Below are 25119 nucleotides of genomic sequence, written 5' to 3' on the forward strand. Positions count from 1 at the left end.
TTTACAAATTACTTGAATTCCAGTTGGCGTGGAAAATACCAGCTTCATCTGTACGTTCAAAAGTATGAGCACCAAAGAAATCTCTTTGCGCCTGGGTTAAATTAAGTGGTGAATTTGCTGTTCTTAAAGAATCATAATAGGTTAATGCCGATGCAAAAGCAGGCATCGCAAAACCATTTTCGATGGCCTTACCGATCACTTTTCTGGTTCCCGGAACGATGTCTTTTAACATGGCCTGTATGCTTTCATCAGCATAAAGGTGAGCTAAATCAGGTTGTTTTTTGTAAGCCTGGTAAATGTTTTCCAGCAATGTTGCTCTGATGATACATCCACCACGCCAGATCTGGGCAATCTCTTGTAGGTTCAGCTCATACTTAAATTCTGTAGATGCTTGTGTAAGCAGATGTAAACCTTGCGCATAACAAGTGATCATAGAGAAATAAAGAGACTCCTCCAGCTGCACTTCAAACTCGGTAATGTTATCGATTTTTTCGGCAGCGTGAGGTAGGGCAGCTGCAAGTGCTACACGCAATTCCTTAAATTTAGAAAGATCTCTGCAGCTTACTGCTTCATTGATGGTTGGGATAGGCAACTGCAGATCCATAGAAACCTGTGAAGTCCACTTTCCGGTACCTTTAGATTTGGCTTCGTCTTTAATCACATCAATTAAATAACCGCCCGACTTTTCGTCTTTAACTTTAAAAATATCCCTGGTTACTTCCATCAGGAAACATTGTAACCGACCTTCATTCCATTTTTTGAAAGTATTATAGATTTGCTCGTTATCATAACCCATACCGTTTTTAAGCAGGTAATAGGTTTCGGCAAGAATTTGCATAATGCCATATTCAATACCATTGTGTACCATTTTTACAAAGTGACCAGAAGCACCAGGGCCAATATAGGCTACACAAGGATCGCCATTTACTTTAGCAGATACAGCTTCAAGGATTGGTTTTACGGCATTGTAAGCAGTTTTATCACCACCCGGCATCATACTAGGACCGAAACGCGCACCTTCTTCACCACCCGAAATGCCCATTCCAAAAAAGTGGATACCTTGCTTAGAAAGCTCAGTAGCTCTTCGGCTGGTATCTGTAAAATGCGAATTTCCACTGTCGATGATCAGATCACCTTTATCCAGTAAAGGAACAAGTTCCTGAATTACACTATCTACAATTTGCCCGGCAGGTACCAATAGCATTACCCTTCTTGGCAATTCCAGTGATTGGATAAAATCTTCTAAAACAGCAAAACCTTTTAAATTATGGGCTTTACCATCTTCTTCTAATTTTTGAAGCATTTTGGCATCTTTGTCGTAACCGGTTACGGCAAATCCATTATCGGCCATGTTAAGCAATAAGTTGCGGCCCATGGTTCCAAGGCCGATCATTCCTAAAGTATATTTGTTGTCCATTGTCTATTTTTTATGGGGACGGTTGGTGAATACATGATATTTCTCTTCCAGATCCCAAAGCTTTGCACCGCCTCTAATTCCATCTTGGTTTGAGACCAGTTTGATATTATGATCGAGCGCTAACGTAATGTGTTTGGAATTACCACCACCTATATAAAGCGTATCGTAGTTGAATACTGTCTTGTAGATTTCGATAATACGTGCTAACCGATCATTCCATTTCTTTTTACCGATTTTGTCGAAAGATTCGGTGCCTATATAATCATCGTAATCTTTGTTTTTGGTGATGGGTAGATGTGCCAGTTCCAGGTGTGGAAGCAAATCACCATCAAATACCAGAGCAGTGCCAAAACCGGTACCTACGGTAAACACAATTTCAAAGCCTTTACCTGATACAATACCTAATGCTTGTTGATCGGCATCGTTAATAAGTCGCACAGGCTTGCCAAACAGGTCACTTACCTGCTGGGCCAGATCAATATCAATCCATTTATGCTCAGCAAGGTTCACAGCGGTTTGCACCCTGCCACATTTTACATATCCGGGAAAGCCGATAGAAATCTTTTCAAACTCAGTATGAAGTGTAGGCACAAGTTCCATAATACATTTAAGAACATCTTGTGGAGTAGCTTTGTTTGGTGTAGGCAACTTTTTGAAATCCGAAACCAGGTCACCTTTGGAATTTAAAATACAGGCCTTAATGCTGGTGCCACCAATATCAATTGATAAAATGTTATGGTTGTTCTCGTTTTTCTTTGTAACCGGCATGTTTTGCTTTTTTGGATAAAAAATGACCTGTTCTTTAATATCTTTCAAAATAACAAAATTATGTGCAATATTCGTCTATCAAAAGAAAATTAGCCATTCTCTTGTGCGACTGGCATCTCTTAGGCTCCTGAAGGGGAGCAAAGAGCGCCTAGGCCGCTTCTGAGAAGGCAAATTTTCCGCTAAACAGGTGTGTTAACAGAGTGGCTTAGCAGGATGGTTATTTTAGCTAGCTGTTACCTCATATTTGCAGCATTTTTTATTTTTTTTCCGGAGGAGTTTCTTGCATTTTTTCGGTTTTATCCGATGTTATTTCGACAACTGATTCGGTATCTGCAAATAATTTCCTGTCGCGGCTTAACGTTGGCGGAACACCAGTAATACCTATTCCGACCAAAGCCAATACCATAAAAAGAAATAATGTACAGAAACGCATCAGCTTTTTGAGCTGTTTCATGTAGCTGTTTTTAAAATGAAATGATTGTTATTTATACTATCGGGGTAGTAAGGTGATCATCGTCATTTTTGGAAACGGTGATTGTTTTATAGAAAAGAATGGTCTTATACGTGCAAAAGTTTGGCTTGCTATGTGCAGCAATAAGGAGGTTAAAAAGTAGGGTATGGCGTGCCACTAAGTAATGTGGGCCGGTTACGGAAAGGGAACCTCCGTACTTAATGTAGTTAAGTTGGTTTAAAGCACTTTTATAGCTGATGCTTTTTGTTAGTTTGCTTTGGCTGTTTCCCAGCAATCCGGTTTGCTGAGTCTCTGTTTTAATTTGAACGGCAGCAATAGAAAATCCGGAAAAGTTTAAAAAACTGAGCAGCAGAACAACTGCAAACAGCCATTTTGAAAAGGGGTTTTGATAACGATAAAGAGTTGTCTTAGTTTCCATTTCTATACAAAGATACTCACTCATCGGTTCATGTTATCTTTTTTGTAATATTAAATACCAGTTTTTTTGCCAATTCTATTTCTATTTTAGTAATCGTATGTGGTCGGCCTGGATATATTTTTACTGTGACACTTGCATTCATCTTTTTCATAATGCCTTCGCTAAGCTCAACTCTTGAAACCGGTACATGTGGATCAGGATCACCTGTGGTAATGAGCACTGGTGTCTGTTTAAAGTCGCCTTTGTAATTTTGCATATTGATCTCTTTCCCAATTAAGCCTCCAGTTAAGGCCACAGCACCACCATACTTACTTGCGTTTCTGGTCATGTATTCCAATGTTAAACATGCCCCCTGAGAGAAACCAATAAAATAGATCTGTTCTTTTGGGATACCTGCATTTTCAATATCCGATACCAGGTCTTTGATCACAGCCAGTGCCGAATCTAATGAAGGCTGGTTGTCTTTAACAGGTGCCATAAAGCTATAAGGATACCAACTGCTATTGGTTGCCTGGGGCGCGAAAAGAGCCGCATCCTCTATTTTTAAATGGTTATTAAGGGAGAGGATGTCTTCAGCAGACGCTCCTCTTCCATGAATAAAAATAATGGCCCTTTTTGCTTCCATTATAGGCCGGCCGGCAGTAATGATATTTTTTTGGTGTGTGTACATGTTAATTTAATTTTGGTAAAATACCTTCTATCTCTTCTCTGATATTTTCGTACTGCGCAGGTAATTTTAAGTTGCGACCCAATTCTTCCAATGGTTCATCAATGGTAAAGCCCGGATTATCGGTAGCCAGTTCAAAAAGCACGCCTCCCGGTTCACGGAAATACAAGGAATAAAAGTAATTGCGGTCTATCTTTTCAGTGATGTTCAACCCAAATTCTACAATTTTATCCCTGAAATACATTAATGTTGCTTCGTCTTTTACCCTGAATGCCACATGGTGTACAGATCCCCCCGCTACATGACCAATAGCTTCACCCGGAGCTTCAACCAGGTCTACAATAGCAGCATATTCAACCGCATCCGTAACAAATCTGGAACGGTTCACTTCCGTTTCAGCCAGTTTATAACCGAATATTTTTGTTAAAACCATAGCAGTAGCCTCCATTTTATTGGTGGTAATGGTAATGTGATGAAAACCATGGACAGCATTTTCTTTGCTTACCTCTTTCGTTTCCCATTGAGGGCGGGTATCTTTTACTTTAGCTTCAGTCAATTCAAATTTTAATCCGTCCGGATCCAAAAAGGTAAGATACCGCTCGCCAAACTTCATTGCAGGTTTGTTGTAAATGATATTGTGTTGCTCAAAGCGATTTTGCCAAAAGTCCAAACTGCCTGCCGGAACGCTGTAACCGATTTCGGTAACCTGTTTGGTACCCCTTCTGCCGGACTGGATGCCTTCCCATGGGAAAAATGTTAAAATGCTCCCCGGAGTTCCTTTTTCATCCCCATAATAAAAATGGTAAGTATGTGGATCATCAAAATTCACGGTCTTTTTGATGAGTCTCAACCCCAAAATTCCGGTATAAAAATCATAGTTTCTTTTTGCATTACCTGCTATAGCAGTAATGTGATGTATTCCTAAAATTTCATTCTTCATGATGCTTCTCTTTAATTACAACACAAAATTACGTTTTGAATGTTTTATAAATCTTATCATAGATTAAGAAATGACTAAATTGAACCTCGTATTCCGTTTTATAATGGGGCATTCTAATGAAGGATCGTACCCTTATATAGCCATGAGATTTAGGTATTAAATATGACTAAATTTTAATAAATGCAATTTCATGAATAAAAGAAAAGGCGTAATTTAGCACCTCCTTTTACCAGACAACAGAATTAGTTAATTATGAAAAGAAATTTTGTATCCAATTCTCGGGAATCGATAAGAATGTTTAAGAATCCTTTGTTCGAAGCATTGTCTAAAGTACCTTATTATGTACCCTTGATAGTATATATACCTGTTATTGGTTATTTCTTCTGGTCCTCTATTGTTGCTAATGGAGTGCTCACATTTTTGCTGCATCTTTTTCTAGGCTTGATCATCTGGACACTTACAGAGTATGTGTTGCATCGTTTTGTTTTTCATTTTTATCCTTCGTCTGAATGGGGTAAACGCATTCACTTTATATTTCATGGGGTACATCACGATTATCCAAATGATGCACAAAGATTGGTGATGCCACCTTCGGCAAGTATTCCACTTGCAACAGCATTTTATTTTCTTTTCAAGTGGTTATTACCTATCAACCTTCTGGATGGTTTCTTCGCCGGTTTTATATTAGGATACCTTTTTTATGACATTACCCATTATATGTTGCACCACGCACAGTTTAAAAATGGAATATGGAAGAAAATTAAACACCACCATATGCTACATCATTATGATGACTCTACGAGAGGCTATGGAGTAACCTCTGCCTTATGGGATAAAATCTTCGGTTCAGACTTTCTGAAAAAATAAAAGGTTTTTTAATTCGCTGGTTTACTGTATGCTGACACATTAAGTCGGGCATAATTTTTCAAAAAATACTTCGGGCGAAAATATTTTGAAAATTATGATCTTCGTAGATGGAAATATTTTAATTTTAGCAGCAACACACAACCCTAATTATTACACCTAAAATGAACAGAACCTTAATTTTTTCAAGCTGCTTAGTTGTCGGTTTGTTGAGTAGCGGAATTGCTAAAAGTCAGGCCACAGATCCTAAAAAAGACGTAGAAGATGGTAAATTATTGATTTCAAAATCAGATTGTTTTGCCTGCCATAAGCCGGAAGGTAAGCTGGTTGGACCATCTTATGCAGATATTGCTGCAAAATATACAGCCACAGAGGCTAATGTAACACTATTGTCGGGGAAAATTATTAAAGGCGGTAGTGGCAACTGGGGGACAATTCCGATGGCTGCGCATCCAAAAATTACCCAGGTAGAGGCAAAAAAGATGGTAAAATATGTACTTTCTTTACAGCCAGTTAAGAAATAAAAAATAAGCCCATGTCGTTCGTTACATGGGCTTTCTTATTATTTTTGTTGGATTTTTTTCATTTCTTGTTTCAGATCCTGAATTTCCTGTTGGGCTTGCCTGCTTTCCAGGTAATAATAAATAGCAAAACCTAAAAATATTTTACCCAATACAAAGATAGCTCCAAGAATCCAGCGCCATAATTTATGCACGCGCATATGACTGGAAGGCCCCTGTACTTCAATAAAATGCCCACTCTTTTCTTTTGTCGAGTTGCTGTTAGTTTTAGGTGCTTTTGTGATTTTTAAACCACTAAAATTTTGCCTTCTGGTAATTTCATTGAGCTCATTTTCGATTTTATTCCATGATCCTGGTGGTGGGCTAACTGCCATATGCTGGGCAATCCTTTCCAGATCTTCTTCCAGCTCAGCTAAAGCATCATGTATTTGTGGATACTTGGATTTTAACATCAGGAGTTCATTGATCTCCTTTTCAGAGGCCGAACCCAATACATAGGATTCGAGGACTCCACTTTCTATATACTCTTTAATTTCCACTGCCTGTTTTGATTATAGCGAAAGCCTCTCGTAAGGATTTTCTGATTGACACCTCAGGTTGATTTAATTCAATTGAAATTGCAGCAATTGTTTTACCGTAGTAATAAGAATCACAAAATATTTTTCTCTGCTCATCATTAAGCCCACTAAGGCATGGATGCAATTCTTTGTATTTGATAGGCTCAGATTTATGGGGAGGCGGATCTTTAAGGCCATCATTAAAAGTAGGTAGTTTATCTTTGGCAAATCTAAATACCTGTGCCCAGGTACTGATCTCTTCGGTTCTTTTAGATTCCAATTCCTTGGAAAGTTGACAAAAGATATTCAAGAGGCAGGTTTCTGCCACTATCCGATCGTTAACAACTTCAAAGATATAGCCAAATAACATATCTGCGTAACTGTTATACAGTTTTTGTAATTGCGCAGAATTGTTCGCTATAAGCGATTCTTCCATTTTAAGCATATCATAAATATTCTTTGGTTAAGCGTTTTATTACTAATGAAGTAACTGAGTAAGACTGGGTTAATTTAAAACTAAAATATGCAAAGTTTATAACATTTGTACATTTTATGTTTTTTTTATTTTAAGAATTTAACTTACAACTGATGAATATGCAATTGATTTCTTAATTGATGGATTTCCTGCTGCATTTGGTTTACTTTTTCAAGTAAATGTCGGATGGCATCGATGCCTTCTACATTAATGTGCAGATCGTAATGGAAATGGACATACCTGTTTATTTCTGTGAGCTGACCGGCATTGATAAATTTTTCTTCGCCAACATTGGTCAGGATAATAATACCTGATTCTTCAAGAGAACTGATAAAAGAAGGCTCGATATCATATTTAATACAGTATTCAGTTATTGCAATGAGTTCTTGTTCCATGGTTCTGGATTTTAAGCAAGATTTTGTAATTCCTTAAATAACGCTTTTTGTTTTTCGGTATGTGCTACAGGTATTTTTACGGAGTAGGTGATAAACAGGTTGCCAAAATCATTCTCCTTTTTGTATACAGGAAAGCCTTTGTTTTTTAATCTTACCTTAGTGCCATTCTGAGTGCCGGCCGTAACCTTTAGTTTTACCTTACCATCAAGGGTCTCGATGGTTACTTCGCCCCCTAAAACAGCAGTATACAGATCAATTTCCTTGTTGATATAAACATCATCATTTAATCTTTTAAAAACCGGGTGTTCTGCAATGTTAAATGTGATATACAAATCGCCATTCGGCCCACCATTTTGACCCGGTCCACCTTGTCCACTTAACTTGATCACCTGTCCATCTGCAATGCCCGCAGGGATAGTGATGCGTAAGTTCTTACCATTTACGGTCAGTGTTTGCTTGTGGGTTTTGTAAGCATCCAGCAAATTGAGCTTAAGTTCGGCCTGGTAATCCTGGCCTTTGTATTTTATCTGGCTGTGTCCGCGCCTGCCCCCCATACTACCAAACAAGGATTCAAAAAAATCGGAAAAATCGTTACTGCCACCAAAATCTTCAGTATTGAAACCACCGGAATAACCCCCACCAAAAGGATTTTGAGAACTCTGGTAAGATTGTTGCCTGCCTTGCGATTGCTTAGTCTGTTCAAATTGATCCGCATTTTTCCAATGTTCGCCATATTCGTCATATTTTTTGCGCTTCTCGGGATCACTCAGGGCCTCATTTGCCTCATTGATCTGCTGAAATTGCTTGTTCGCTTCTTTATCATTAGGATTCAGATCGGGATGGTATTTCCGGGCAAGTTTTCTATACGCTTTTTTAATATCATCCTGTGATGCTGATTTATCAATACCCAGAATTTTATAATAATCGATGAATGCCATAGGAGATAGATATGTACTCAAATTTAACGTATTAATTTTAAATGTTTATTTATCTAAACATTAAAATAAATTTAATTAAGTAGGTGTGATATTTATGTTTTTTCGATAATTATAATAAATTTGGGAATAATAATCAGTTAAATGGCGCTACTTTTTAACTGTAGCTAAGTTGCCAGCGTTCTAAGCCTTGTTTAATTTAATATTTGCCTGTTGACTATAAAAGAATAGGATGTATTGCTGTGGTTGAGTACCAGATCAAAATCGAAATATATAACACACACAAATCATATATATGAAACCTAATCAACCAAGCTCAAGAAGAGATTTTATTAAGAAAACTGCGGTAGGAGTGGCCGCTTTTACGATTGTTCCCCGATATGTTTTGGGTGGACAAGGATTTATTGCCCCTAGTGATAAGCTAACGAAGGCCGTTATTGGGGTTGGCGGAATGGGTAGGAACCATTTTGCTTACGAAGGAACTCAGGTAGTTGCCATTTGCGATGTCGATAAAAGGCATATCGCCAAATCGTTACCAATGTTGGATAAAGGCGTAAAAACCTTTAGTGATTACAGGGAAATGATCCAGCTGCCCGAAGTGGACATTGTGCACATTGCTACACCTCCGCACTGGCATGGTGTTATGGCTGTCGATGCAGCTAATGCCGGTAAAGATATTTGGTGTGAAAAACCTATGACCCATACTATTGGGGAGGGAAAAAGGGTAATGGAGGCCGTACAGCAGAATGGTAGAATTTTTAGATTGAATACCTGGTTCCGCTTTAAAGACACTTTTTATGGTTTAGGTACGACTGTTAAACCGGTTAAAAAATTAGTGGATAGCGGCTTGTTGGGTTGGCCTTTAAAGGTCATCGTAAGCAGACATACCGGTTACGACTGGAAGTTTTTCTGGGTAGGTAAAGATAATTTGCCACCAGAACCTGTTCCGGCTGAATTGGATTATAACGCATGGCTTGGTCCGGCGCCTTATAAGCCATATAGTACGCATCGGGTACATCAAACCTTCCGGGGTTACTGGGATTATGATGGTGGTGGTTTGAGCGATATGGGCCAGCATTACCTGGACCCGATACAATACTTTTTAGGTAAAGACGATACCAATCCGGTATCCGTTGAAATAGATGCCCCCCAGCAACATACAGATGCTGTTGGTACCTGGAGAAGAATAACTTATACCTATGCTGACGGTTGTCAGATTATTTTAGATGGCGAAGCCAAAGATGCCAATGTACCTTATATTGAAGGTCCTAAAGGAAAGCTTTACCCTGGCTTTAAATCAGATATTCCTGATTTGGAACGTAAACTAGCTGCTTTCCCTGAGCCTGCTCCACAAATGACTAATTTTTCTGAAGCAGTAAGGACAAGGCAACAATTTGCTTTAAATGAGCAGAACGGACACCGTTCATGTAACATCATTAACATTGGACTGGCAGCCTTGCGTTTAGGGCGGAACTTAAAATTTGATCCGGTTAAACAGGAATTTGTAGATGATGAAGGCGCAAACAGATTGATCAATCCGGTTATGCGAGCTCCTTTTACCATCTAATTATTTCCTTCTATTCTAAAATAATTTATAAAATTTTATGCATACTATAATGATAAAAAAGATATGCTTTATTCTGCTTGCTGTAGTCATGTTACACAACGCTGTTTTTGCACAGGTGCAGGGAAATAAAGACAAACGTACCATAACTACCCGCATCGCAGATCTGCTTGCGCAATTGCCGGCTAAGGATGCCAAACAATTAAAAGCAAACATGCAGGAAATTGTACAACTTGGATCGGACGGTTATCTGACCCTGATTGTTGGATTAACTGCGCCCGGTAAAGGTAACAATGCTTTAAGGGAATATGCCATCGGCAGCTTTTCTGCTTATGTAACTCAACCTGGACAGGACAGCTGGAGACAAATGAGTGCAAATACATATTGTAAAGCTTTAGCACAACTATCTGATCAACAAAATAAGTCATTTATCATCCGTCAGCTGGAATTGGTTGGTAAAGATGATGCGGTAGCTTGTTTACAGCCCTATTTAACAGATGTACAGCTTGCTGATCCGGCAGCCAGAGCTTTAGTAAAAATTAATTCTAAGGCTTCTAAAGCGGCTTTATTAAATGGATTGGCTAAGGCCAATGGTGCTGCACAGCTTGCTATTGTAGCAGCCTTAGGCGATAGTCATACCAAAGAGGCAGCCAAAGCCATTGCTGCATTAACTACGGGAGATCACGAATTGAGCAAAATGTCATTATATGCATTGGCAAACATCGCTGATCCCTCTTCTGAAGCCGTTTTGGCAGCTGCCGCTGAAAAAGCAGGGTTTAAATACGAAAAAACCAATGCTGTTGCTGCCTATTTGCTATATGCAGAAAGGTTAATGAAAAATGGAGATCGGGTTCAAGCAAATAAGATAGCGAAGAATATCCTCGGAAAAGTAAAAGCAAATGATCAGGTACACACTCGTACAGCTGCCCTTAAACTCGTTACTGATTTTAGTAGCGCACAAAGTGATGAATATTTGTTAGCTGCAATGAGCAATTCGCAATTTCAATATCGTGCTGCGGCATTGAAGCTGGCCTTACCAAAAATTACTCCCGTAACTGCCGAACTTTGGTTTAAAAAAATCGCAAATGCTGATCCTGCAACCCAGGTCGCTATTGTAAACATGCTTGGCGATAGCAAAGTAAAATCAATTCTTCCAGCCATTTCAACCTTATTTAAAAGTAAAGATCAGTCGCTAAGGACTGCAAGTATCACTGCTGTAGGTAATATTGGACAGGAAGGCGCATTAGATGGCTTGCTTAAAGTCGCCACCAAAGGAGATCCTACTGATATTGTAGCAGTTGCTAATGCGATTTTAAGAATGAAGGGGGATGGAATTACCGCAAAGGTTGCCGCTTTTATTCCTAAGGCTAAACCGGAAGCTCAGATTGCTTTAATAAATGTGCTGGCTTCAAAAGCAGCAAATTCGCAACTAAATACTATATACAGCCAGCTTAAAAACAAAAATACAGAGGTTAGAAAAGCAGCATTTGCGGCACTTAAACAAACGGTAACTGGCGAAAATCTTCCGCAGTTATTTACCTTATTAAAAGAAACTTCAGATCCTTCTGATTTAACAAAAGTACAGGACGCTATTATTGTGGCAATGAAAGGCAGCAATGATAAAACGCAACAGGTAGATTTGGTATTGCAGCAAATGGCAAGTGCTCCGGAAGATAAAAAAGTACTTTTCTATAAAATGCTGACAAGTTTAGGAGGTAAGAAATCACTAAAAGTTGTTTCAGATGCATTCAATACAGGTAATGAGCTAGCTAAAAAAGCTGCAGTTGCTGCTTTATCCTCATGTACAGATGCAGATGGGATACAGGAATTGATCGAGATTGCGCGTCAGCCAGCTAATGCAGTCTATGTTAATCAGGCCGTGAGTGGGTACCTTCGTTTGGTAAAGGCTAATAATTATCCAGCCGAACAAAGGTTATTATTACTGCGCGAAGCGATGACTGTGACAAAAAAAACGGCTCAGCAGCAACAGATCCTTAAGGATATAGAACAGGCAAAATGCCTGAATGCTTTATTATTTGCTGGCAAATATCTCGACAATGATTCTCTGCAACAAATCGCTGCCAATACAGTTATGAACATTGCATTGGCGGATAAATCGTATAACGGTATCTTAGTAAAAGACTTGTTAAATAAAACCATCAGCGTAATTAAAGGCCCTGATAGCGAATACCAACAAGAAGCGATGCGTAAATATCTGGCAGAAATGCCGCAAGGTGAAGGTTTTGTATCTATGTTTAACGGTACTGACCTAACCGGTTGGAAGGGGTTAGTTGGCAATCCTATCAAAAGAGCCAATATGGATGCTAAAACTCTGGCTGCAGCTCAGGAAAAGGCAGATGTCGAAGCCCGCGAAAGCTGGAAGGCAGTAAGTGGTGAGCTGCTGTTTATGAGTCATGGAGACAATCTGGCTACCGTAAAAAAATATGGTGATTTTGAAATGCTGGTAGACTGGAAAATCATTGACGATAAAAAAGGTCAGGGAGATGCAGGGATCTATCTTCGTGGTACACCACAAGTACAGATTTGGGATACTGCACGTGTAAAAGTAGGTGCACAAGTAGGTTCCGGTGGTTTGTACAACAATAAGATAAATCAGAGTAAGCCGCTTAAAGTTGCGGATAATAAATTAGATGAGTGGAATACCTTCCGAATTCTGATGAAGGGCGACCGTGTTACGGTTTACTTAAATGGTATATTGGTGACGGACAATATCATCCTTGAAAACTTCTGGGACAAGAATTTACCGATTTTCGCGGAAGAGCAGATTGAGTTACAGGCACATGGATCGCCGATAGCATATCGTGATCTTTATATCCGGGAAATCCCTCGTATAAAGCCTTTTTAGGTCAACGTAGCCATATCGGTTTCCTTTGGGATGGTTCGCCGGTACAGTTTAGAAACATCAGAATTAAAGATTTAAGTAAAGAATTAGTGAAAAATTAACAGCATATGAAGGATTCAGGAACGGGTAATTCAAGAAGAAATTTTATAAAAACGACTGCATTGGCAGCCGCAGGATTTATGATCGTACCCCGCCATGTACTAGGCGGCAAGGGCTTTCTGGCTCCAAGTGATTGGTTGATGGTTGCAGCCGTAGGCGCAGGAGGAAAAGGACAAAGTAACATCGCCAATATTTATAAAGGGGGTAAATCTGAAATCGCATTTTTATGTGATGTTGATGATAGAAGAGCTGCCAATTCTGTAAAAAGCTTTCCAAAAGCAAAATATTACAAAGATTATCGTGAAATGCTGGATAAGGACAGCAAAAATATAGATGCAGTAGTTGTCTCTACTCCGGATCATAACCATGCTATGATTACAATGGCTGCAATGCAGCTGGGTAAACATGTGTATGTAGAAAAGCCTTTAACCCACGATATTTACGAGGCCCGTAAGCTTACAGAAGCCGCCAATCGTTACCAGGTAGTTACCCAAATGGGTAATCAGGGTTCGTCGGGTGATGGAGTTAGACAGTTGCAGGATTGGATGGATGCCGGGGTAATTGGAAAGGTAGAAAATGTGTATTGCTGGACAGATCGTCCATCATGGCCTCAAGGTATTTTATGGCCATCCACAAATGGCGAAATCCCTAAAGAGCTGGATTGGGACCTATGGTTGGGCAGTGCACCTTATAAACCTTATATCGAGAAGTTGGTTCCCTTTAACTGGAGAGGCTGGTGGGATTATGGTACTGGTGCAATAGGCGACATGGGCTGTCATTTGGTTGAACCTCCTTTTAGAATATTAGGGCTCGACACGCCAATTGATGTACAATGTAGCGTAGGTAGTCTTTATGTGGATGAATTTAAAAGAGGATATTTCCCGGATAGCTGCCCACCCTCAAGTCATGTCATCATGACCTTTGAGAAAACTAAAAAGACCAAAGGGAATTTACAGATCCACTGGATGGATGGAGGTATAAAACCCGCCCGTCCGGAAGAATTGCTCCCTAATGAGCCTTTTGGTGCTAATGGCGTACTTTTCGAAGGAACAAAAGGTAAAATGATGTGTGATACATATGGGGCAAATCCACGTTTATTACCCCTGACTAAAAATGCCGAGGATCGTACTAAAAAACGTGTTGAACGCGTACCGGGTGGGGTAGATGGCCATTATTGGCAATGGGCAGAAGCCGCTATTGCCGGTTACGGAAAAATAAAACTAAGTTCGCCATTCGAAATTGCAGGGCCACTTACAGAAACCCTTTTAATCGCGAATTTAGCCATCAGAGGTACTGATGTGCAGAAGCCAAAGGAAAATGGCAAAGGCTTTACTTATCCCGGAAGAGATATTAAATTACTTTGGGATAAGCAAAACCTTAGGGTTACGAACTTTGATGATGTGAATCAATTTGTGAAGCGTGAATACCGCAAGGGTTGGAGTTTAGGAGTATAATTTTAAGCAGAAAAGATGTCGTTAGCAATAAAGAATCTTCGGATACTGGTGGTAGGCTGTGGTAATATGGGCGCGTCCCATGCCACAGCTTACCATACGCTGAATGGATTTGAAATATGTGGTCTTGTATCTACAGGTAACAGCAAGGTCATTTTGAATGAGAAGCTGGGAGGTGGCTATGCCTTGTTTAATGATTATTATGAGGCACTGGCGCAGACCAAACCTGATGCGGTCTGCATTTCAACTTATCCAGATACACATGAGGCTTTTGCCATCAAAGCGATGGAAAATGGTGCGCATGTATTTATAGAAAAGCCATTGGCTGATTCTGTTGAAGGAGCCGAACGTGTCGCAGATGCAGCGAAGCGCTACGGTAAGAAACTGTTGATAGGTTATATTTTGCGTTATCATCCTTCCTGGGAGCGCTTTATTGCCCTTTCATCAGATATGGGCAGACCACTGGTGATGCGAATGAACCTGAACCAGCAGAGTCAGGGAGCCAAATGGACCGTACATCGAAACCTGATGAAAAGTCTAAGTCCAATCGTAGATTGTGGGGTTCATTATATTGATGTGATGTGTCAGATGACGCGGTCGAAGCCTTTACAGGTAAGTGCGATAGGGGCAAGGCTCAGTGATGATGTGCCTGAGGGAAACTACAACTACGGGCAACTTCAAATTCGCTTTGAAGATGGTTCTGTGGGCTGGTATGAAGCGGGTTGGGGTCCAATGATGAGCGAAACGGCTTTCTTTGTGAAAGATGTGATCGGGCCAAAAGGCTCGGTATCCATAGTTGCGAAGGTAGCAGGTGCGGCAGGTAAATCTGATGAGGTGGGTGCGCATACCAGGACCGAGTCGATCAGGGTTCATTACGCTGATCTGGATGAAGCAGATAAATTTTCAAAACCCGATACCTGGATTGACCTTGCAGACGAACCCGACCATCAGGAGCTTTGTAATCGCGAACAACGTTATTTTTTAAAGGCTATTTTAGAGCATATTGATTTAACAGAACCTACAGCTGATGCGATAAACAGCTTAAAAATTGCCTTTGCATGTGATGAGTCTGTTAGAACAGGGGCAATCATAAAGTTGTAATGATTCTAAAAATTTTATTGTTAATTAGGTCAATAAAATTCCTCTTTAAACAATATTATATGGTGATTGGATGATAAAATAGTCAGAACCGTTGAGTTTAATTTGAATAAAGGTAATTCCATTTTAGCTTTTGAGCTTTGCTGAAATGAGTGTTAAACTTTATGGAAATTAGATATGAAACAGTTTAGAGTATTACAATCCATTATCCGGAGGGATTCTGACTCAGTAGAGCGGTATTTAAATGATATCGGTAAAATAAACCTGCTCAGTATGGAAGACGAAGTTCGTTTAGCCGGCAGGATACGCAAAGGAGATGCCGGGGCATTGCAACAGCTGGTTAAAGGCAATTTGCGTTTTGTGGTTTCAGTGGCGAAGAAATATCAGGAGCGTGGATTGAAGTTAAGTGATTTAATCAGTGAAGGTAATATTGGTTTGATAAAAGCCGCAAAGTATTTTGATGATACCAAAGGGTTTAAATTTATTTCTTTTGCGGTGTGGTGGATCCGGCAGTCTATTTTGCTTGCCATTGCCGAACAGAAGCGTCTGGTGCGTTTGCCTGTTAATCAGGTAGTCGCAATTGATACCATCAATAGGGCAATAATCGCCTTAGAGCAAAAGTTGGAAAGAATGCCAACCGCTGAAGAGCTGATCTCTTATACTTCGTTATCAGCAGATAAGATTTTTCGTTACATAAATAGCACGGTTAACCCTTATTCATTACATCACATTGTAGATGAAAAAAACGGTTTTACTTTATTAGATACAATTGACGACAAAAGTATCCCAAAGAGTGATCACCTTACTTTTACCACATCATTATTGGTGGACCTGAATAGGTCATTAAGTATTTTACCTAAAAGGGAGCAGAAGATACTGATGCTGTTTTATGGTATCAATGGTTACCCGCAAACGAGCCTGGATGATATGGAGCCTATTTTTAATTTAGGTAGAGAACGGATCAGAAAGCTGAGAGATAAGGCACATAAAACGCTTAGTCTAAATTGTGGCGATACGCTGTCTGATTACCTTAATTGAGCAGGCAGATAGGGCTTAAATCCTATCAGAAATAATCATAGACGAATAAAAATATCCCTGTTTCATAAAAATTCATTTGGTGAAAATCCAATAATTATTAACTTTAGAGCGTTATATCGTATATTTAAAAATCTTAAACGAAAGAAAAACATGGAAAAATTTTCAAAACTTAAAGAATTAATTGCTGGCATCGAGGCAGATGCAGACAAATTTTATAATTCAGGTAATGGTGCTGCAGGTACAAGAGTACGTAAAGCAATGCAAGATCTTAAAGGTTTAGCACAAGAAATTCGTACTGAAGTAACTGAAAAAAAGAATGCAAAATAGTATTCTTTGATCATTATAGGAAAGGCCCGCATATTGTGGGCCTTTCTTTTTTTAGCTTATGGAGCACATAGAGAAAAAGCAATACCGTAAAATAATTCATATTGATATGGATTCATTTTATGCTTCCGTAGAGCAAAGGGATAACCCTGAGCTGCAAGGGAAGGCTATTGCTGTTGGTGGTTCTCCTGAAGGAAGAGGTGGAGTTGTAGCGACTGCGAGCTATGAAGCCCGGAAGTTCGGCGTGCATTCGGCCATGTCGTCCAAACAAGCGCTAAAATTATGTCCGCATCTGATCTTTGTTTATCCCAGATTTGCGGCCTATAAGGAAGTGTCCAGGCATATCCGCGAAATTTTTCATCGTTATACAGATTTGATACAGCCTTTGTCTTTAGATGAAGCTTATCTGGATGTTACAGATGATAAGCTTGGCATTGGCTCTGCCATTGACATTGCTAAAGAGATTAAAAAGGCGATTAAGGAAGAACTGCAATTAACCGCTTCTGCAGGAGTTTCGATCAATAAGTTTGTTGCAAAAATCGCGTCCGATATGAATAAGCCAGATGGCTTAACCTTTATTGGCCCTTCAAAGGTTGAAAAGTTTATTGAGCAGTTGCCTGTCGAAAAATTTTATGGAGTAGGGAAGGTGACAGCAGCAAAAATGAAACTTAGGGGCTTGCACTATGGATCAGATTTAAAAAAGTTATCGGAAACGGAACTGGCAAATTTGTTTGGAAAGAGCGGTCTCTTCTTTTATAAGATTGTAAGAGGGATAGATAACCGGCCTGTTGAGCCCAATCAGGAAACTAAATCAATAGGTGCTGAAGATACCTTTTCTGCTGATTTAATTGAATTGGAAGAAATGAACACCGAATTGGAAAAAATTAGCCGGTTGGTATTCAAACGAATGAAACAGTATGACTTGTGTGGTCGGACGGTGACTGTGAAAGTTAAGTATAGCGATTTCAAGCAAATCACAAGGAGTAAATCCTTTGCCGAAGGGGTCACAACCTTTGAGCAAATTTTTGATATTGCCAAAACCCTATTAGCCGGTATTGATTTTACCGATAAACGGGTAAGACTTCTTGGTGTTTCGGTCTCGAATTTCGAAAACCCGTCGGGAACGGATGGAATTATTTACCAACCTCGGTTGTTCCCCTGACCTTATAAAATATTTTAACTTACCTTTGTGGTCTAGAGATAAGATTATGGGGCTGCCAATGCGTATTACATATAAGGATACAGATTACGTTTACGAGATATTAAATAGTACTGCTATTAATAAAGAGACAACTGAGCTTCACATCAGTTTTGATGGGCAGGAAGTTATTTTAATTAAAGATGAAAAAAATATTTGGATTGAGGGAACGCATAAAGTTGAACCACAATTGGCCCAAGCGTTGGGGAGGTCTGTGTCTCTGAGGTTTAGAATGTAGTTTAATGAAATTAAGCCGGTGATTAATAAAATATTTTTTTTATAAATTCGACAAAATACACTAAATTGTATAACATTATCAGGTGATGGTAATGAGTTGTTTTTTAAGAAATCTTTTTATTTAAACACTATGAAAAAATTATTCTCCTTAATTGCGATCTTGGGTTTATGTGTAAACTTAAGTATGGCACAATCGGCTGCAACATCTACAGCTCCACAGCAGCCAGCGAAAACCAAAGCTGCCGCTAAAAAAGAAGCCACTAAGGCTAAAGCCGCAACAAAAACTGCTGCAGAAAAACCGGCTGCTGCTGCAGTAAAGCTTAAAAAAGATGGTACACCTGACAAGCGGTATACTGCTCCAAAGGAAACGGCAAAAGAAGCAACTGCCACAACCAAAAAAGCTGCAACTGAAAAAGCTGCAGCTGCGGGAACTGCAGCAGTTCCTGGGATGAAAAAAGATGGCACACCTGACAAGCGTTTTAAAGCAGCTAAAGGGGCAACAGCAGCTCCAGCAGCAGCGGCGGGGGCAACTGCTACAAAAGCAGCTACTACAGCAAAAACAGCACCTGCTGCTGCGGCATCAAGTGCCAAAAATTATGTCCCTACGGTTGATAGGAGCTTAAAAGGTCCGAACGGCGAGGAAGTTTTAACTGGTCCTCGTGGCGGAAAATACTACATTAATAAAAATGGCAATAAAACATATATCAAAAAAGAGGCTCAATAATCCCTTTTTGTAATTAAATACAACAAAAGGCCGGATAACTTCCGGCCTTTTGTTGTATTTTGGGGTTTCTATTTATTATTTATGGCAGAGCACCAAATTACAGCAATTACAGAGTTAGATCGATCTCATTATAAAACCAAAGTATATTCTGGCGGACATTTTATTTATTCAGATGAACCGGAAGATCTTGGGGGTACGGACGAGGGGATGGCCCCTGCGGCATTATTGCTGGCTAGTTTGGGTAGTTGTACTGCCATCACAATAAGAATGTATGCAGATCGGAAGAATTATAAGCTGGACTACATTAAAATCTCGCTTGCTATTTGTAATGAAGAAGAAATGAGCAAGGAAACCACAATAATCAGGAGTATTGAATTTTCAGGCGATTTAACCGCGGAGGAGCGTCAACGTTTATTTGTCATTGCAGATAAATGTCCGATACATAAAATGTTAAGTAACCCTATAAAAATAGAAACCAGCTAAGCTTGTTTTTAACGACCATATACAATTTAGTACTATAAATATACTAATTAGTACACTTTAGTTTCCGGGAGCCAATTGTGCCCTAACTTTGGTTATCAGATGATCTATGTCGAAAGGTTTGGAAAGAAAGTCGTTTGGGGAGCCGGGTAGCTTTAAAAAGCTTTGCAAATTGTGAGTTGCAGATATCATCACGATAGGTATATATTTAAATATGGCATGAGATTTTATGGCTTTGCAAATTTCTCTGCCATCCATTCCACCAAGCATAACGTCTAATAAGATAAGGTCGGGCCGGATAGAAGAGATTATATTTAATACATTTCGTCCGTTTGTTAAGGTAGAAACTTCATAACCTTCATCTTCTAGTATGATTTTGATAACTTCAACGATCTCCTTGTCGTCATCAACTGCCAATATTTTTTTAGACATCACCGTAGCTCATTTATTAGTTAGTCCTATACTATTTGTGTGCCACATATGAAAGAAGGAAAATAAAACTATTAACAATCGAAATATTTAAAATTTGAATGCTAAATTTATTAGCATATTTGTATTGTTAATTGTTTAAAAAAAGTTTAATGTTGTACGCTGTTGTAGATATTGAGACTACCGGTGGCTTTGCCTCGGGAAATGGAATTACAGAGATTTCTATTTTGGTGCATGATGGGCAAGGCGTTGTAGATACCTTTGAAACCTTGATTAATCCTGAACAGGATATCCCTGCTTACATTGAGTCGCTTACCGGAATTAGCAATGATATGGTTGTCGCCGCTCCTGTATTTAAAGCCGTCGCTGCTCAGATTTACGAATTGCTGCATGATAAGATATTTGTAGCGCATAATGTGAATTTCGATTTTTCCTTCGTGAGGCACCAGCTGATGCAGTGTGGGTATGAATTAAATAGCAGGAAGTTATGTACAGTTCGATTAAGCAGAAAAATATGGCCTGGACATGGTTCTTATAGTCTGGGTAAGCTTTGTGCTGCTCGGGGTATCTCTTTAAACAATAGGCACCGTGCCGGGGGCGATGCTGCAGCTACAGCCATATTGTTAACGCGGTTGATTGCCGATGATGCTGAAAATATCATCGCCCAAACGCTAAAGAAGTTTTCGAAGGAACAAGCATTACCCCCTAATTTACCGAAAAGCCAGATAGATCGTTTACCTTCTGTACCTGGAGTTTATTATTTTAAAGATCAGAAAGGAAAGGTGATTTACATTGGTAAAGCCAAGAGCATTAAAAAGCGGGTGTGTTCTCATTTTACAGGGAATAATGCTGGTAAACAGCGTCAGGATTTTCTCCAGCATATCTATACCGTAGACTTTGAGGTTTGTGGAACCGAATTGATGGCCTTTATATTGGAAGCCACAGAGATTAAACGTTTATGGCCCGAAAATAATCGTGCATTAAAGCGTCATGAGCAGAAATATGGCTTATATCTTTTTGAAGATCAAAAAGGCTATATGCGGCTTGGTGTGGATAAATATAAAAAGCAGGCATCTGCCTTGTATAGTTTCAATACCCAATTGGAGGGATATGATTTACTAAGACTTTTGATCAAGGAACATTTGCTTTGCGAGAAGTTGTGTTTTATACAGAAGAACCGTATCGCCTGTACCGGTCATGAAGAGGGGAGATGTAGTGGCGCTTGTGTAGGTAAGGAATCTGCTGCCGCTTATAATGTGAGGGTAAAATATGCGATTGAGTATTTAAAAACCTTGCTTCCGACTTTTGCGGTGATGGGCGAAGGGCGAACTGAAGATGAAAAGAGCTGTCTTTTGGTCGAGCAGGGTAAGTTTTATGGTATGGGATATATTTCTCATCATACTGATGTTGAGGGGATGGAAATGCTGAAGTCGGTGTTAGAGCCTTATCCCTCTGATGATTATATTTTAAATTTGATTATTAGCCATGTTCAACAATTCCCGAATAGAAAGGTCTTGATCTAAAATATGCGTTTACAGTAATAAAAATCGCAAATAGATTTGCGTGTTTACTTCCTAAATTCTATCTTTGCGTTCCCTAACGGGGAGATGCCTTGGTAGCTCAGTTGGATAGAGCAACGGTTTTCTAAACCGTGGGTCAGGGGTTCGAATCCCTTCCAGGGTACTTCAAAAAGCTTCTAGTGAAAACTAGGAGCTTTTTTTCTTTCTAGCCTCAGCGTATTTTGTGTCAATTTCGCACACAACGAGGATCAATAGGATCAACTTCGTTTTGTTTGTCCAATTACATAAAAATCAGACAGCTTTTTAAGTTTCCCGGCAATAAAGCAGCTAAAGCTTGAATATCCAGTTTTTAACTAAATAAATTCATGTAAACATTCTTTACATGATTAAGTTGTCATGTAAAGGAAATAGTTAAAAGAATAACGTATAAGAGGGATTATTGGATCAAGCAAAAAAGTTGGGGAGGGATTAATTTTGTTTAGATTTGCATTAAACAGCAATTATATTGGATTCTACCCTGCTTTCATTAATACTACCAGAAGGTCTTAGCGACTATTTTGAATTCGACCGAGCTGCTACAATTGACGGTTCAACCTATATTTATTTGATAGAAAAGAACATTCATCCACAAGAGTTTTCTGGAGATCATCTTTTATCTAAAGGATTCTACGATGAGGCTTCCGTTCGAGACTTTCCTTTGCGTGGCAAACCTTATTTTTTAAACCTTAAGCGTCGGAAATGGCTCAACACCCGAACAAGTAAGATCGTTTCCCGGGATTGGCAATTAGTTGCCGAAGGCACAAAGATGACTCAAGAGTTTGCTTTTTTTTTGAAAGACTATTTGGATTCCACCCCAATAAGCTGTAAAAGTCTTGGCCATTTCTTTGGTGTTGACGGAAAGCGTCTGGAAGAGCAATATGCCCGCCATTTAAGTGATTTTACCAGCTGGGATCAGGCGGAACACTCTGAGAATTGGCTGCTTTTTGCTAATAATATGGGGGAATATTTATCAATTGATGAAACTAGCCTTTCACAAGGAGAGCTCTATACAATACTGACTAATAAAGGGGCAAAAGGGAAGAAAGGTGCTTTGGTAGCAATTGTAAAGGGTACCGAAAGCGAGTCGATCATAAAGGTTCTTCACAGAATGAAGGAGCAGGTAAGGAAACAAGTAAAAGAAGTAACCCTTGATCTGGCTCCGACAATGACCAGAATAGTAAAAAGGAGTTTTCCAAAAGCAAAGCTTGTTTCAGATAGGTTCCATGTACAGCAATTGGCTAATGAAGGTGTCCAGGAAATCAGGATTAAACATAGATGGGATGCTATAGAACAGGAAAACAAAGAAATGGATCTAGCCAGAGAAGTAAAGAAGCCTTGGATTCCCGAACTTCTGGAAAATGGAGATACGATAAAACAGTTACTGGCTAGAAGTAGGTATTTGTTATTTAAAAAAGAAGTAAACTGGACTCCTTCACAAAATCACAGGGCAGAACTGTTATTTAAGCTATACCCAGATTTGCAGCAAGCGTATAAAGTCTCCCAGGAACTGTCTTCAATACTCAGCCATTCAAAAACTAAAATGATTGCCTTTAAAAAGTTAGCCTTATGGTATAACAAGATAGAAAAAATGGGTTATAAATCCTTCAATACCATATCAAGAACCGTTCAGAACAATTATGAAACAATATTAAACTACTTTGATAACAGATCCACTAATGCCTCCGCAGAATCTTTTAATGCGAAGATTAAAGCTTTTAGAACGCAATTTAGAGGGGTAAGAAATGTCAAATTTTTCCTATTCAGGTTATCAAAAATATATGCCTAATCCCTCCCCAACTTTTTTGCTTGATCCGGATTATTTTATTATATTTATCGCTAACCAAACAACCAATTAATGCCCTTATGAATCCTACCAGACAACTATTTAGTATCCTAATTAGCTTAGTGTTACTTGTAATCTCGTGTAACAGATGTCAAAAATTAACAGCCAGAAATGAGCCCCAACCCTGGACTACTGAGCTGGAAAAACAGATGACCGACGTATTTTATACACAGGCGGCAAACCTTACCGATAATGCAAGGGCCAAACGTGCTTATGCAGAGTGTTGCTTATCAAAAATGAAAGAAATGTTTCCTAAGGGGATTTCCAATATTGGTAACGAAATGACCGACAGCATGAAAGTTTCTGTGATGAAAATGGGTGCTGAATGTGCAGGTGTGCTGCAGCATACGGTAAATATATGGGAACCAGATGTTACGAACCAGCTAAAACTTCAACTTTATGCGCTGGATGAAATAAAAATGCTCCCCCCTAAAATGAAAACGGAGTATGTAGATTGTATTGCTTTTAAAGTGACTGAAGCTTTTCCTAATGGTCTTAAGGCGAATCAAGGTAAGAAAGAACTACAAAAATTCATTGACAAAGCCCGTCATGAGTGTGTAGAACTGATAGGGCGAAAATATAATGTACCAAAACCTAAGAAAACATTAAGATAATTTGCAATTTAATGATATGAAGGGACAACTATTTTTAACACTCGTGCTCTTGATATCATTGGGTTGTGGAATTAAAACACAAAAACAATACGTAGATCCTGAGAAAGCTTTGAAGTTAAAACGAAAGATACCGACTTTGAAAATGGACTTATCCCCTGGGCAAGTATCGAAAAGCCTGAGGAGTCTATATTAGACTTAAAGGATGCAAAGGAAATTTTAATCCAAAGAAATGAGGTAACAATCATCATTGACTATCCAGTATTGAACGCATACCGATTTACAGTTATCTCTGATAAAGGTTTTAACAGGGAACGCTTGCTAAAAGAGATTAGTAAAGCTTATTATAGAATGTATGAGGAGGAAGAAGCCACGGCAATCATAAAAACTGTTCCCCCGGAAAAAAGGAATAAAATGTACAACCGAAACGAAACCAATGGAAAGTATGGGATTTGGGGGCATGATATTGCCGACTTGGTGTTGTCGGAGATACATGTTTATGAAGATGCTGATAAAAAATTAATATTGGCGCTTATGATTGAGTCTTAGTGTTTCTTTTCAGCCGTTAAAAGCTCATAGACGGCTGTAAGAATCTACGATCAATATTTAAAACCAGAATATGATTAATATTAGACTCGATAAGTTAAAAAATCTGTTTAATTATAATTGAATCGCTTTTATGTGGGCGCTAAGAGGCAAACAATCCTCCGCATTGTGCTATAGCACTACAAGATTGGCACTGATCAAGGTAACCAGCTTTGAGTTTAGGGATATGTATATCGTGCAGGGAATTATTTCCTGGTATATCGTGCCTTCATCGAACCTGCAGCAATCGCTTCATGGATGCCACCCTATGTTTTTCTTGGCATTGTACATGATATGGATGTAAAGGTAGGCAGTACTTTTGACGACCCTAATATGCCGGGTATCATTACCAATACGATTTGGTTTGAAAAAACATCTGTAGGTACAGCACTGAGAATTTTGCAGGAAAACATACCCGCTGCCATACCCGCTAAAATGTGCTATCTGGGGTGGCAGGAATTGTTGGAAAAACTCATTAAGCTGGTTGAACCTGAAATACCGGATGCCTGATTACCCCTGCACGAAGAGATCATTAAACAAATGACAGTAAATGGGGACAATGATGCATCTAGCGATTTCCAAAATGT

General features: G+C 39.2%; 28 protein-coding genes and 1 tRNA gene. 18 read left to right on the forward strand and 11 right to left on the reverse strand.

What is annotated here, in order from left to right:
* Window position 1 precedes the first annotated feature (1 nt).
* The 6 genes from gndA to P0Y49_06895 all read right to left on the reverse strand — a co-directional run bounded on the left by gndA (window position 2) and on the right by P0Y49_06895 (window position 4682).
* On the reverse strand, window positions 2-1417 hold the full coding sequence (gene gndA / locus P0Y49_06870) for an NADP-dependent phosphogluconate dehydrogenase (protein ID WEK20857.1): 1416 nt from the start codon (window positions 1415-1417) through the stop codon (window positions 2-4).
* 3 nt (window positions 1418-1420) lie between these two features.
* Complete coding sequence (locus tag P0Y49_06875; protein WEK20858.1) at window positions 1421-2233, reverse strand: ROK family protein; 813 nt, start codon at window positions 2231-2233, stop codon at window positions 1421-1423.
* A gap of 208 nt (window positions 2234-2441) precedes the next feature.
* Window positions 2442-2639, reverse strand: coding sequence for a hypothetical protein (locus P0Y49_06880; protein WEK20859.1), 198 nt, complete (start codon window positions 2637-2639; stop codon window positions 2442-2444).
* Between the two features lie 31 nt (window positions 2640-2670).
* Window positions 2671-3099, reverse strand: a complete 429-nt coding sequence (locus P0Y49_06885; protein WEK20860.1) for a hypothetical protein — start codon at window positions 3097-3099, stop codon at window positions 2671-2673.
* A 4-nt stretch (window positions 3100-3103) separates the two neighbouring features.
* The gene (locus tag P0Y49_06890; GenBank protein WEK20861.1) at window positions 3104-3745 is read right to left on the reverse strand and encodes a dienelactone hydrolase family protein; all 642 of its coding nucleotides are present in this window, start codon (window positions 3743-3745) and stop codon (window positions 3104-3106) included.
* A gap of 1 nt (window position 3746) precedes the next feature.
* A complete protein-coding gene (locus P0Y49_06895; protein ID WEK20862.1) occupies window positions 3747-4682 on the reverse strand; it encodes a ring-cleaving dioxygenase in 936 nt (311 codons plus the stop codon).
* Window positions 4683-4934: 252 nt separating this feature from the next.
* On the opposite strand from P0Y49_06895, the gene P0Y49_06900 reads away from it, so the two are divergent.
* Both P0Y49_06900 and P0Y49_06905 read left to right on the forward strand, forming a co-directional pair.
* Window positions 4935-5549 carry a sterol desaturase family protein gene (locus P0Y49_06900; GenBank protein ID WEK20863.1) on the forward strand — a complete coding sequence of 205 codons (615 nt, stop codon included), beginning with the start codon at window positions 4935-4937 and terminating at the stop codon, window positions 5547-5549.
* Window positions 5550-5710: 161 nt separating this feature from the next.
* The gene (locus P0Y49_06905; GenBank protein ID WEK20864.1) at window positions 5711-6070 is read left to right on the forward strand and encodes a c-type cytochrome; all 360 of its coding nucleotides are present in this window, start codon (window positions 5711-5713) and stop codon (window positions 6068-6070) included.
* 38 nt (window positions 6071-6108) lie between these two features.
* Here P0Y49_06905 and P0Y49_06910 read toward each other — a convergent pair whose 3' ends face one another.
* The 4 genes from P0Y49_06910 to P0Y49_06925 form a co-directional block, all read right to left on the reverse strand.
* Complete coding sequence (locus P0Y49_06910; protein WEK20865.1) at window positions 6109-6606, reverse strand: hypothetical protein; 498 nt, start codon at window positions 6604-6606, stop codon at window positions 6109-6111.
* The gene (locus tag P0Y49_06915) at window positions 6596-7060 is read right to left on the reverse strand and encodes a sigma-70 family RNA polymerase sigma factor (protein WEK20866.1); all 465 of its coding nucleotides are present in this window, start codon (window positions 7058-7060) and stop codon (window positions 6596-6598) included. The genes P0Y49_06910 and P0Y49_06915 overlap by 11 nt, the downstream gene beginning before the upstream one ends.
* Window positions 7061-7203: 143 nt before the next feature.
* Entirely contained in the window at window positions 7204-7494 is a 291-nt protein-coding gene (locus P0Y49_06920; GenBank protein WEK20867.1) for a chaperone modulator CbpM, read from the reverse strand.
* An 11-nt stretch (window positions 7495-7505) separates the two neighbouring features.
* A complete protein-coding gene (locus P0Y49_06925; protein ID WEK20868.1) occupies window positions 7506-8432 on the reverse strand; it encodes a J domain-containing protein in 927 nt (308 codons plus the stop codon).
* 292 nt (window positions 8433-8724) lie between these two features.
* Here P0Y49_06925 and P0Y49_06930 point away from each other — a divergent pair, with 292 nt between their 5' ends.
* The 10 genes from P0Y49_06930 to P0Y49_06975 all read left to right on the forward strand — a co-directional run bounded on the left by P0Y49_06930 (window position 8725) and on the right by P0Y49_06975 (window position 19508).
* Entirely contained in the window at window positions 8725-9996 is a 1272-nt protein-coding gene (locus tag P0Y49_06930) for a Gfo/Idh/MocA family oxidoreductase (GenBank protein ID WEK20869.1), read from the forward strand.
* A gap of 49 nt (window positions 9997-10045) precedes the next feature.
* Entirely contained in the window at window positions 10046-12859 is a 2814-nt protein-coding gene (locus P0Y49_06935) for a DUF1080 domain-containing protein (GenBank protein ID WEK20870.1), read from the forward strand.
* 104 nt (window positions 12860-12963) lie between these two features.
* The gene (locus P0Y49_06940; protein WEK20871.1) at window positions 12964-14409 is read left to right on the forward strand and encodes a Gfo/Idh/MocA family oxidoreductase; all 1446 of its coding nucleotides are present in this window, start codon (window positions 12964-12966) and stop codon (window positions 14407-14409) included.
* Between the two features lie 15 nt (window positions 14410-14424).
* Window positions 14425-15507 (forward strand): Gfo/Idh/MocA family oxidoreductase, encoded by a 1083-nt coding sequence (locus P0Y49_06945; protein WEK20872.1) that lies wholly within the window; start codon window positions 14425-14427, stop codon window positions 15505-15507.
* A gap of 174 nt (window positions 15508-15681) precedes the next feature.
* Window positions 15682-16542: an RNA polymerase sigma factor RpoD/SigA gene (locus tag P0Y49_06950; GenBank protein ID WEK20873.1), complete on the forward strand. Its 861-nt coding sequence runs from the start codon at window positions 15682-15684 to the stop codon at window positions 16540-16542.
* 150 nt (window positions 16543-16692) lie between these two features.
* A complete protein-coding gene (locus P0Y49_06955) occupies window positions 16693-16869 on the forward strand; it encodes a histone H1 (protein WEK20874.1) in 177 nt (58 codons plus the stop codon).
* A gap of 58 nt (window positions 16870-16927) precedes the next feature.
* Entirely contained in the window at window positions 16928-18028 is a 1101-nt protein-coding gene (dinB, locus tag P0Y49_06960) for a DNA polymerase IV (protein WEK20875.1), read from the forward strand.
* Window positions 17994-18302 carry a hypothetical protein gene (locus P0Y49_06965; GenBank protein ID WEK20876.1) on the forward strand — a complete coding sequence of 103 codons (309 nt, stop codon included), beginning with the start codon at window positions 17994-17996 and terminating at the stop codon, window positions 18300-18302. The genes dinB and P0Y49_06965 overlap by 35 nt, the downstream gene beginning before the upstream one ends.
* A gap of 129 nt (window positions 18303-18431) precedes the next feature.
* Window positions 18432-19025: a hypothetical protein gene (locus tag P0Y49_06970; GenBank protein ID WEK20877.1), complete on the forward strand. Its 594-nt coding sequence runs from the start codon at window positions 18432-18434 to the stop codon at window positions 19023-19025.
* Window positions 19026-19106: 81 nt separating this feature from the next.
* Window positions 19107-19508: an OsmC family protein gene (locus P0Y49_06975; GenBank protein WEK20878.1), complete on the forward strand. Its 402-nt coding sequence runs from the start codon at window positions 19107-19109 to the stop codon at window positions 19506-19508.
* Between the two features lie 57 nt (window positions 19509-19565).
* Here the strand turns inward: P0Y49_06975 and P0Y49_06980 are convergent, their stop codons facing one another.
* Window positions 19566-19937, reverse strand: a complete 372-nt coding sequence (locus P0Y49_06980) for a response regulator (GenBank protein WEK20879.1) — start codon at window positions 19935-19937, stop codon at window positions 19566-19568.
* Between the two features lie 149 nt (window positions 19938-20086).
* Between P0Y49_06980 and P0Y49_06985 the strand changes: the two genes are divergently transcribed.
* The 6 genes from P0Y49_06985 to P0Y49_07010 all read left to right on the forward strand — a co-directional run bounded on the left by P0Y49_06985 (window position 20087) and on the right by P0Y49_07010 (window position 25042).
* Complete coding sequence (locus P0Y49_06985; GenBank protein ID WEK20880.1) at window positions 20087-21457, forward strand: exonuclease domain-containing protein; 1371 nt, start codon at window positions 20087-20089, stop codon at window positions 21455-21457.
* 86 nt (window positions 21458-21543) lie between these two features.
* Window positions 21544-21617: transfer RNA gene (locus P0Y49_06990), tRNA-Arg, on the forward strand.
* 342 nt (window positions 21618-21959) lie between these two features.
* Complete coding sequence (locus P0Y49_06995) at window positions 21960-23279, forward strand: transposase (protein WEK20881.1); 1320 nt, start codon at window positions 21960-21962, stop codon at window positions 23277-23279.
* Window positions 23280-23485: 206 nt separating this feature from the next.
* Window positions 23486-23950: a hypothetical protein gene (locus P0Y49_07000; protein WEK20882.1), complete on the forward strand. Its 465-nt coding sequence runs from the start codon at window positions 23486-23488 to the stop codon at window positions 23948-23950.
* A 261-nt stretch (window positions 23951-24211) separates the two neighbouring features.
* Entirely contained in the window at window positions 24212-24496 is a 285-nt protein-coding gene (locus tag P0Y49_07005; GenBank protein ID WEK20883.1) for a hypothetical protein, read from the forward strand.
* A gap of 294 nt (window positions 24497-24790) precedes the next feature.
* Window positions 24791-25042 carry an SRPBCC domain-containing protein gene (locus tag P0Y49_07010; GenBank protein ID WEK20884.1) on the forward strand — a complete coding sequence of 84 codons (252 nt, stop codon included), beginning with the start codon at window positions 24791-24793 and terminating at the stop codon, window positions 25040-25042.
* The last annotated feature ends 77 nt before the right edge of the window (window positions 25043-25119 follow it).

This window comes from Candidatus Pedobacter colombiensis, from assembly GCA_029202485.1.
GTDB classification, from domain to species: domain Bacteria; phylum Bacteroidota; class Bacteroidia; order Sphingobacteriales; family Sphingobacteriaceae; genus Pedobacter; species Pedobacter colombiensis.

What these genes read in the sequence shown, in the direction of transcription:
- gndA (WEK20857.1), bottom strand. Translation starts at nt 1,417, where the DNA reads ATGGACAACAAATATACTTTAGGAATGATCGGCCTTGGAACCATGGGC.
- P0Y49_06880 (WEK20859.1), bottom strand. Translation starts at nt 2,639, where the DNA reads ATGAAACAGCTCAAAAAGCTGATGCGTTTCTGTACATTATTTCTTTTT.
- P0Y49_06885 (WEK20860.1), bottom strand. Translation starts at nt 3,099, where the DNA reads ATGAGTGAGTATCTTTGTATAGAAATGGAAACTAAGACAACTCTTTAT.
- P0Y49_06890 (WEK20861.1), bottom strand. Translation starts at nt 3,745, where the DNA reads ATGTACACACACCAAAAAAATATCATTACTGCCGGCCGGCCTATAATG.
- P0Y49_06895 (WEK20862.1), bottom strand. Translation starts at nt 4,682, where the DNA reads ATGAAGAATGAAATTTTAGGAATACATCACATTACTGCTATAGCAGGT.
- P0Y49_06900 (WEK20863.1), top strand. Translation starts at nt 4,935, where the DNA reads ATGAAAAGAAATTTTGTATCCAATTCTCGGGAATCGATAAGAATGTTT.
- P0Y49_06905 (WEK20864.1), top strand. Translation starts at nt 5,711, where the DNA reads ATGAACAGAACCTTAATTTTTTCAAGCTGCTTAGTTGTCGGTTTGTTG.
- P0Y49_06915 (WEK20866.1), bottom strand. Translation starts at nt 7,060, where the DNA reads ATGGAAGAATCGCTTATAGCGAACAATTCTGCGCAATTACAAAAACTG.
- P0Y49_06920 (WEK20867.1), bottom strand. Translation starts at nt 7,494, where the DNA reads ATGGAACAAGAACTCATTGCAATAACTGAATACTGTATTAAATATGAT.
- P0Y49_06925 (WEK20868.1), bottom strand. Translation starts at nt 8,432, where the DNA reads ATGGCATTCATCGATTATTATAAAATTCTGGGTATTGATAAATCAGCA.
- P0Y49_06930 (WEK20869.1), top strand. Translation starts at nt 8,725, where the DNA reads ATGAAACCTAATCAACCAAGCTCAAGAAGAGATTTTATTAAGAAAACT.
- P0Y49_06935 (WEK20870.1), top strand. Translation starts at nt 10,046, where the DNA reads ATGATAAAAAAGATATGCTTTATTCTGCTTGCTGTAGTCATGTTACAC.
- P0Y49_06940 (WEK20871.1), top strand. Translation starts at nt 12,964, where the DNA reads ATGAAGGATTCAGGAACGGGTAATTCAAGAAGAAATTTTATAAAAACG.
- P0Y49_06945 (WEK20872.1), top strand. Translation starts at nt 14,425, where the DNA reads ATGTCGTTAGCAATAAAGAATCTTCGGATACTGGTGGTAGGCTGTGGT.
- P0Y49_06950 (WEK20873.1), top strand. Translation starts at nt 15,682, where the DNA reads ATGAAACAGTTTAGAGTATTACAATCCATTATCCGGAGGGATTCTGAC.
- P0Y49_06955 (WEK20874.1), top strand. Translation starts at nt 16,693, where the DNA reads ATGGAAAAATTTTCAAAACTTAAAGAATTAATTGCTGGCATCGAGGCA.
- dinB (WEK20875.1), top strand. Translation starts at nt 16,928, where the DNA reads ATGGAGCACATAGAGAAAAAGCAATACCGTAAAATAATTCATATTGAT.
- P0Y49_06965 (WEK20876.1), top strand. Translation starts at nt 17,994, where the DNA reads ATGGAATTATTTACCAACCTCGGTTGTTCCCCTGACCTTATAAAATAT.
- P0Y49_06970 (WEK20877.1), top strand. Translation starts at nt 18,432, where the DNA reads ATGAAAAAATTATTCTCCTTAATTGCGATCTTGGGTTTATGTGTAAAC.
- P0Y49_06975 (WEK20878.1), top strand. Translation starts at nt 19,107, where the DNA reads ATGGCAGAGCACCAAATTACAGCAATTACAGAGTTAGATCGATCTCAT.
- P0Y49_06980 (WEK20879.1), bottom strand. Translation starts at nt 19,937, where the DNA reads ATGTCTAAAAAAATATTGGCAGTTGATGACGACAAGGAGATCGTTGAA.
- P0Y49_06985 (WEK20880.1), top strand. Translation starts at nt 20,087, where the DNA reads ATGTTGTACGCTGTTGTAGATATTGAGACTACCGGTGGCTTTGCCTCG.
- P0Y49_07000 (WEK20882.1), top strand. Translation starts at nt 23,486, where the DNA reads ATGACCGACGTATTTTATACACAGGCGGCAAACCTTACCGATAATGCA.
- P0Y49_07010 (WEK20884.1), top strand. Translation starts at nt 24,791, where the DNA reads ATGCCACCCTATGTTTTTCTTGGCATTGTACATGATATGGATGTAAAG.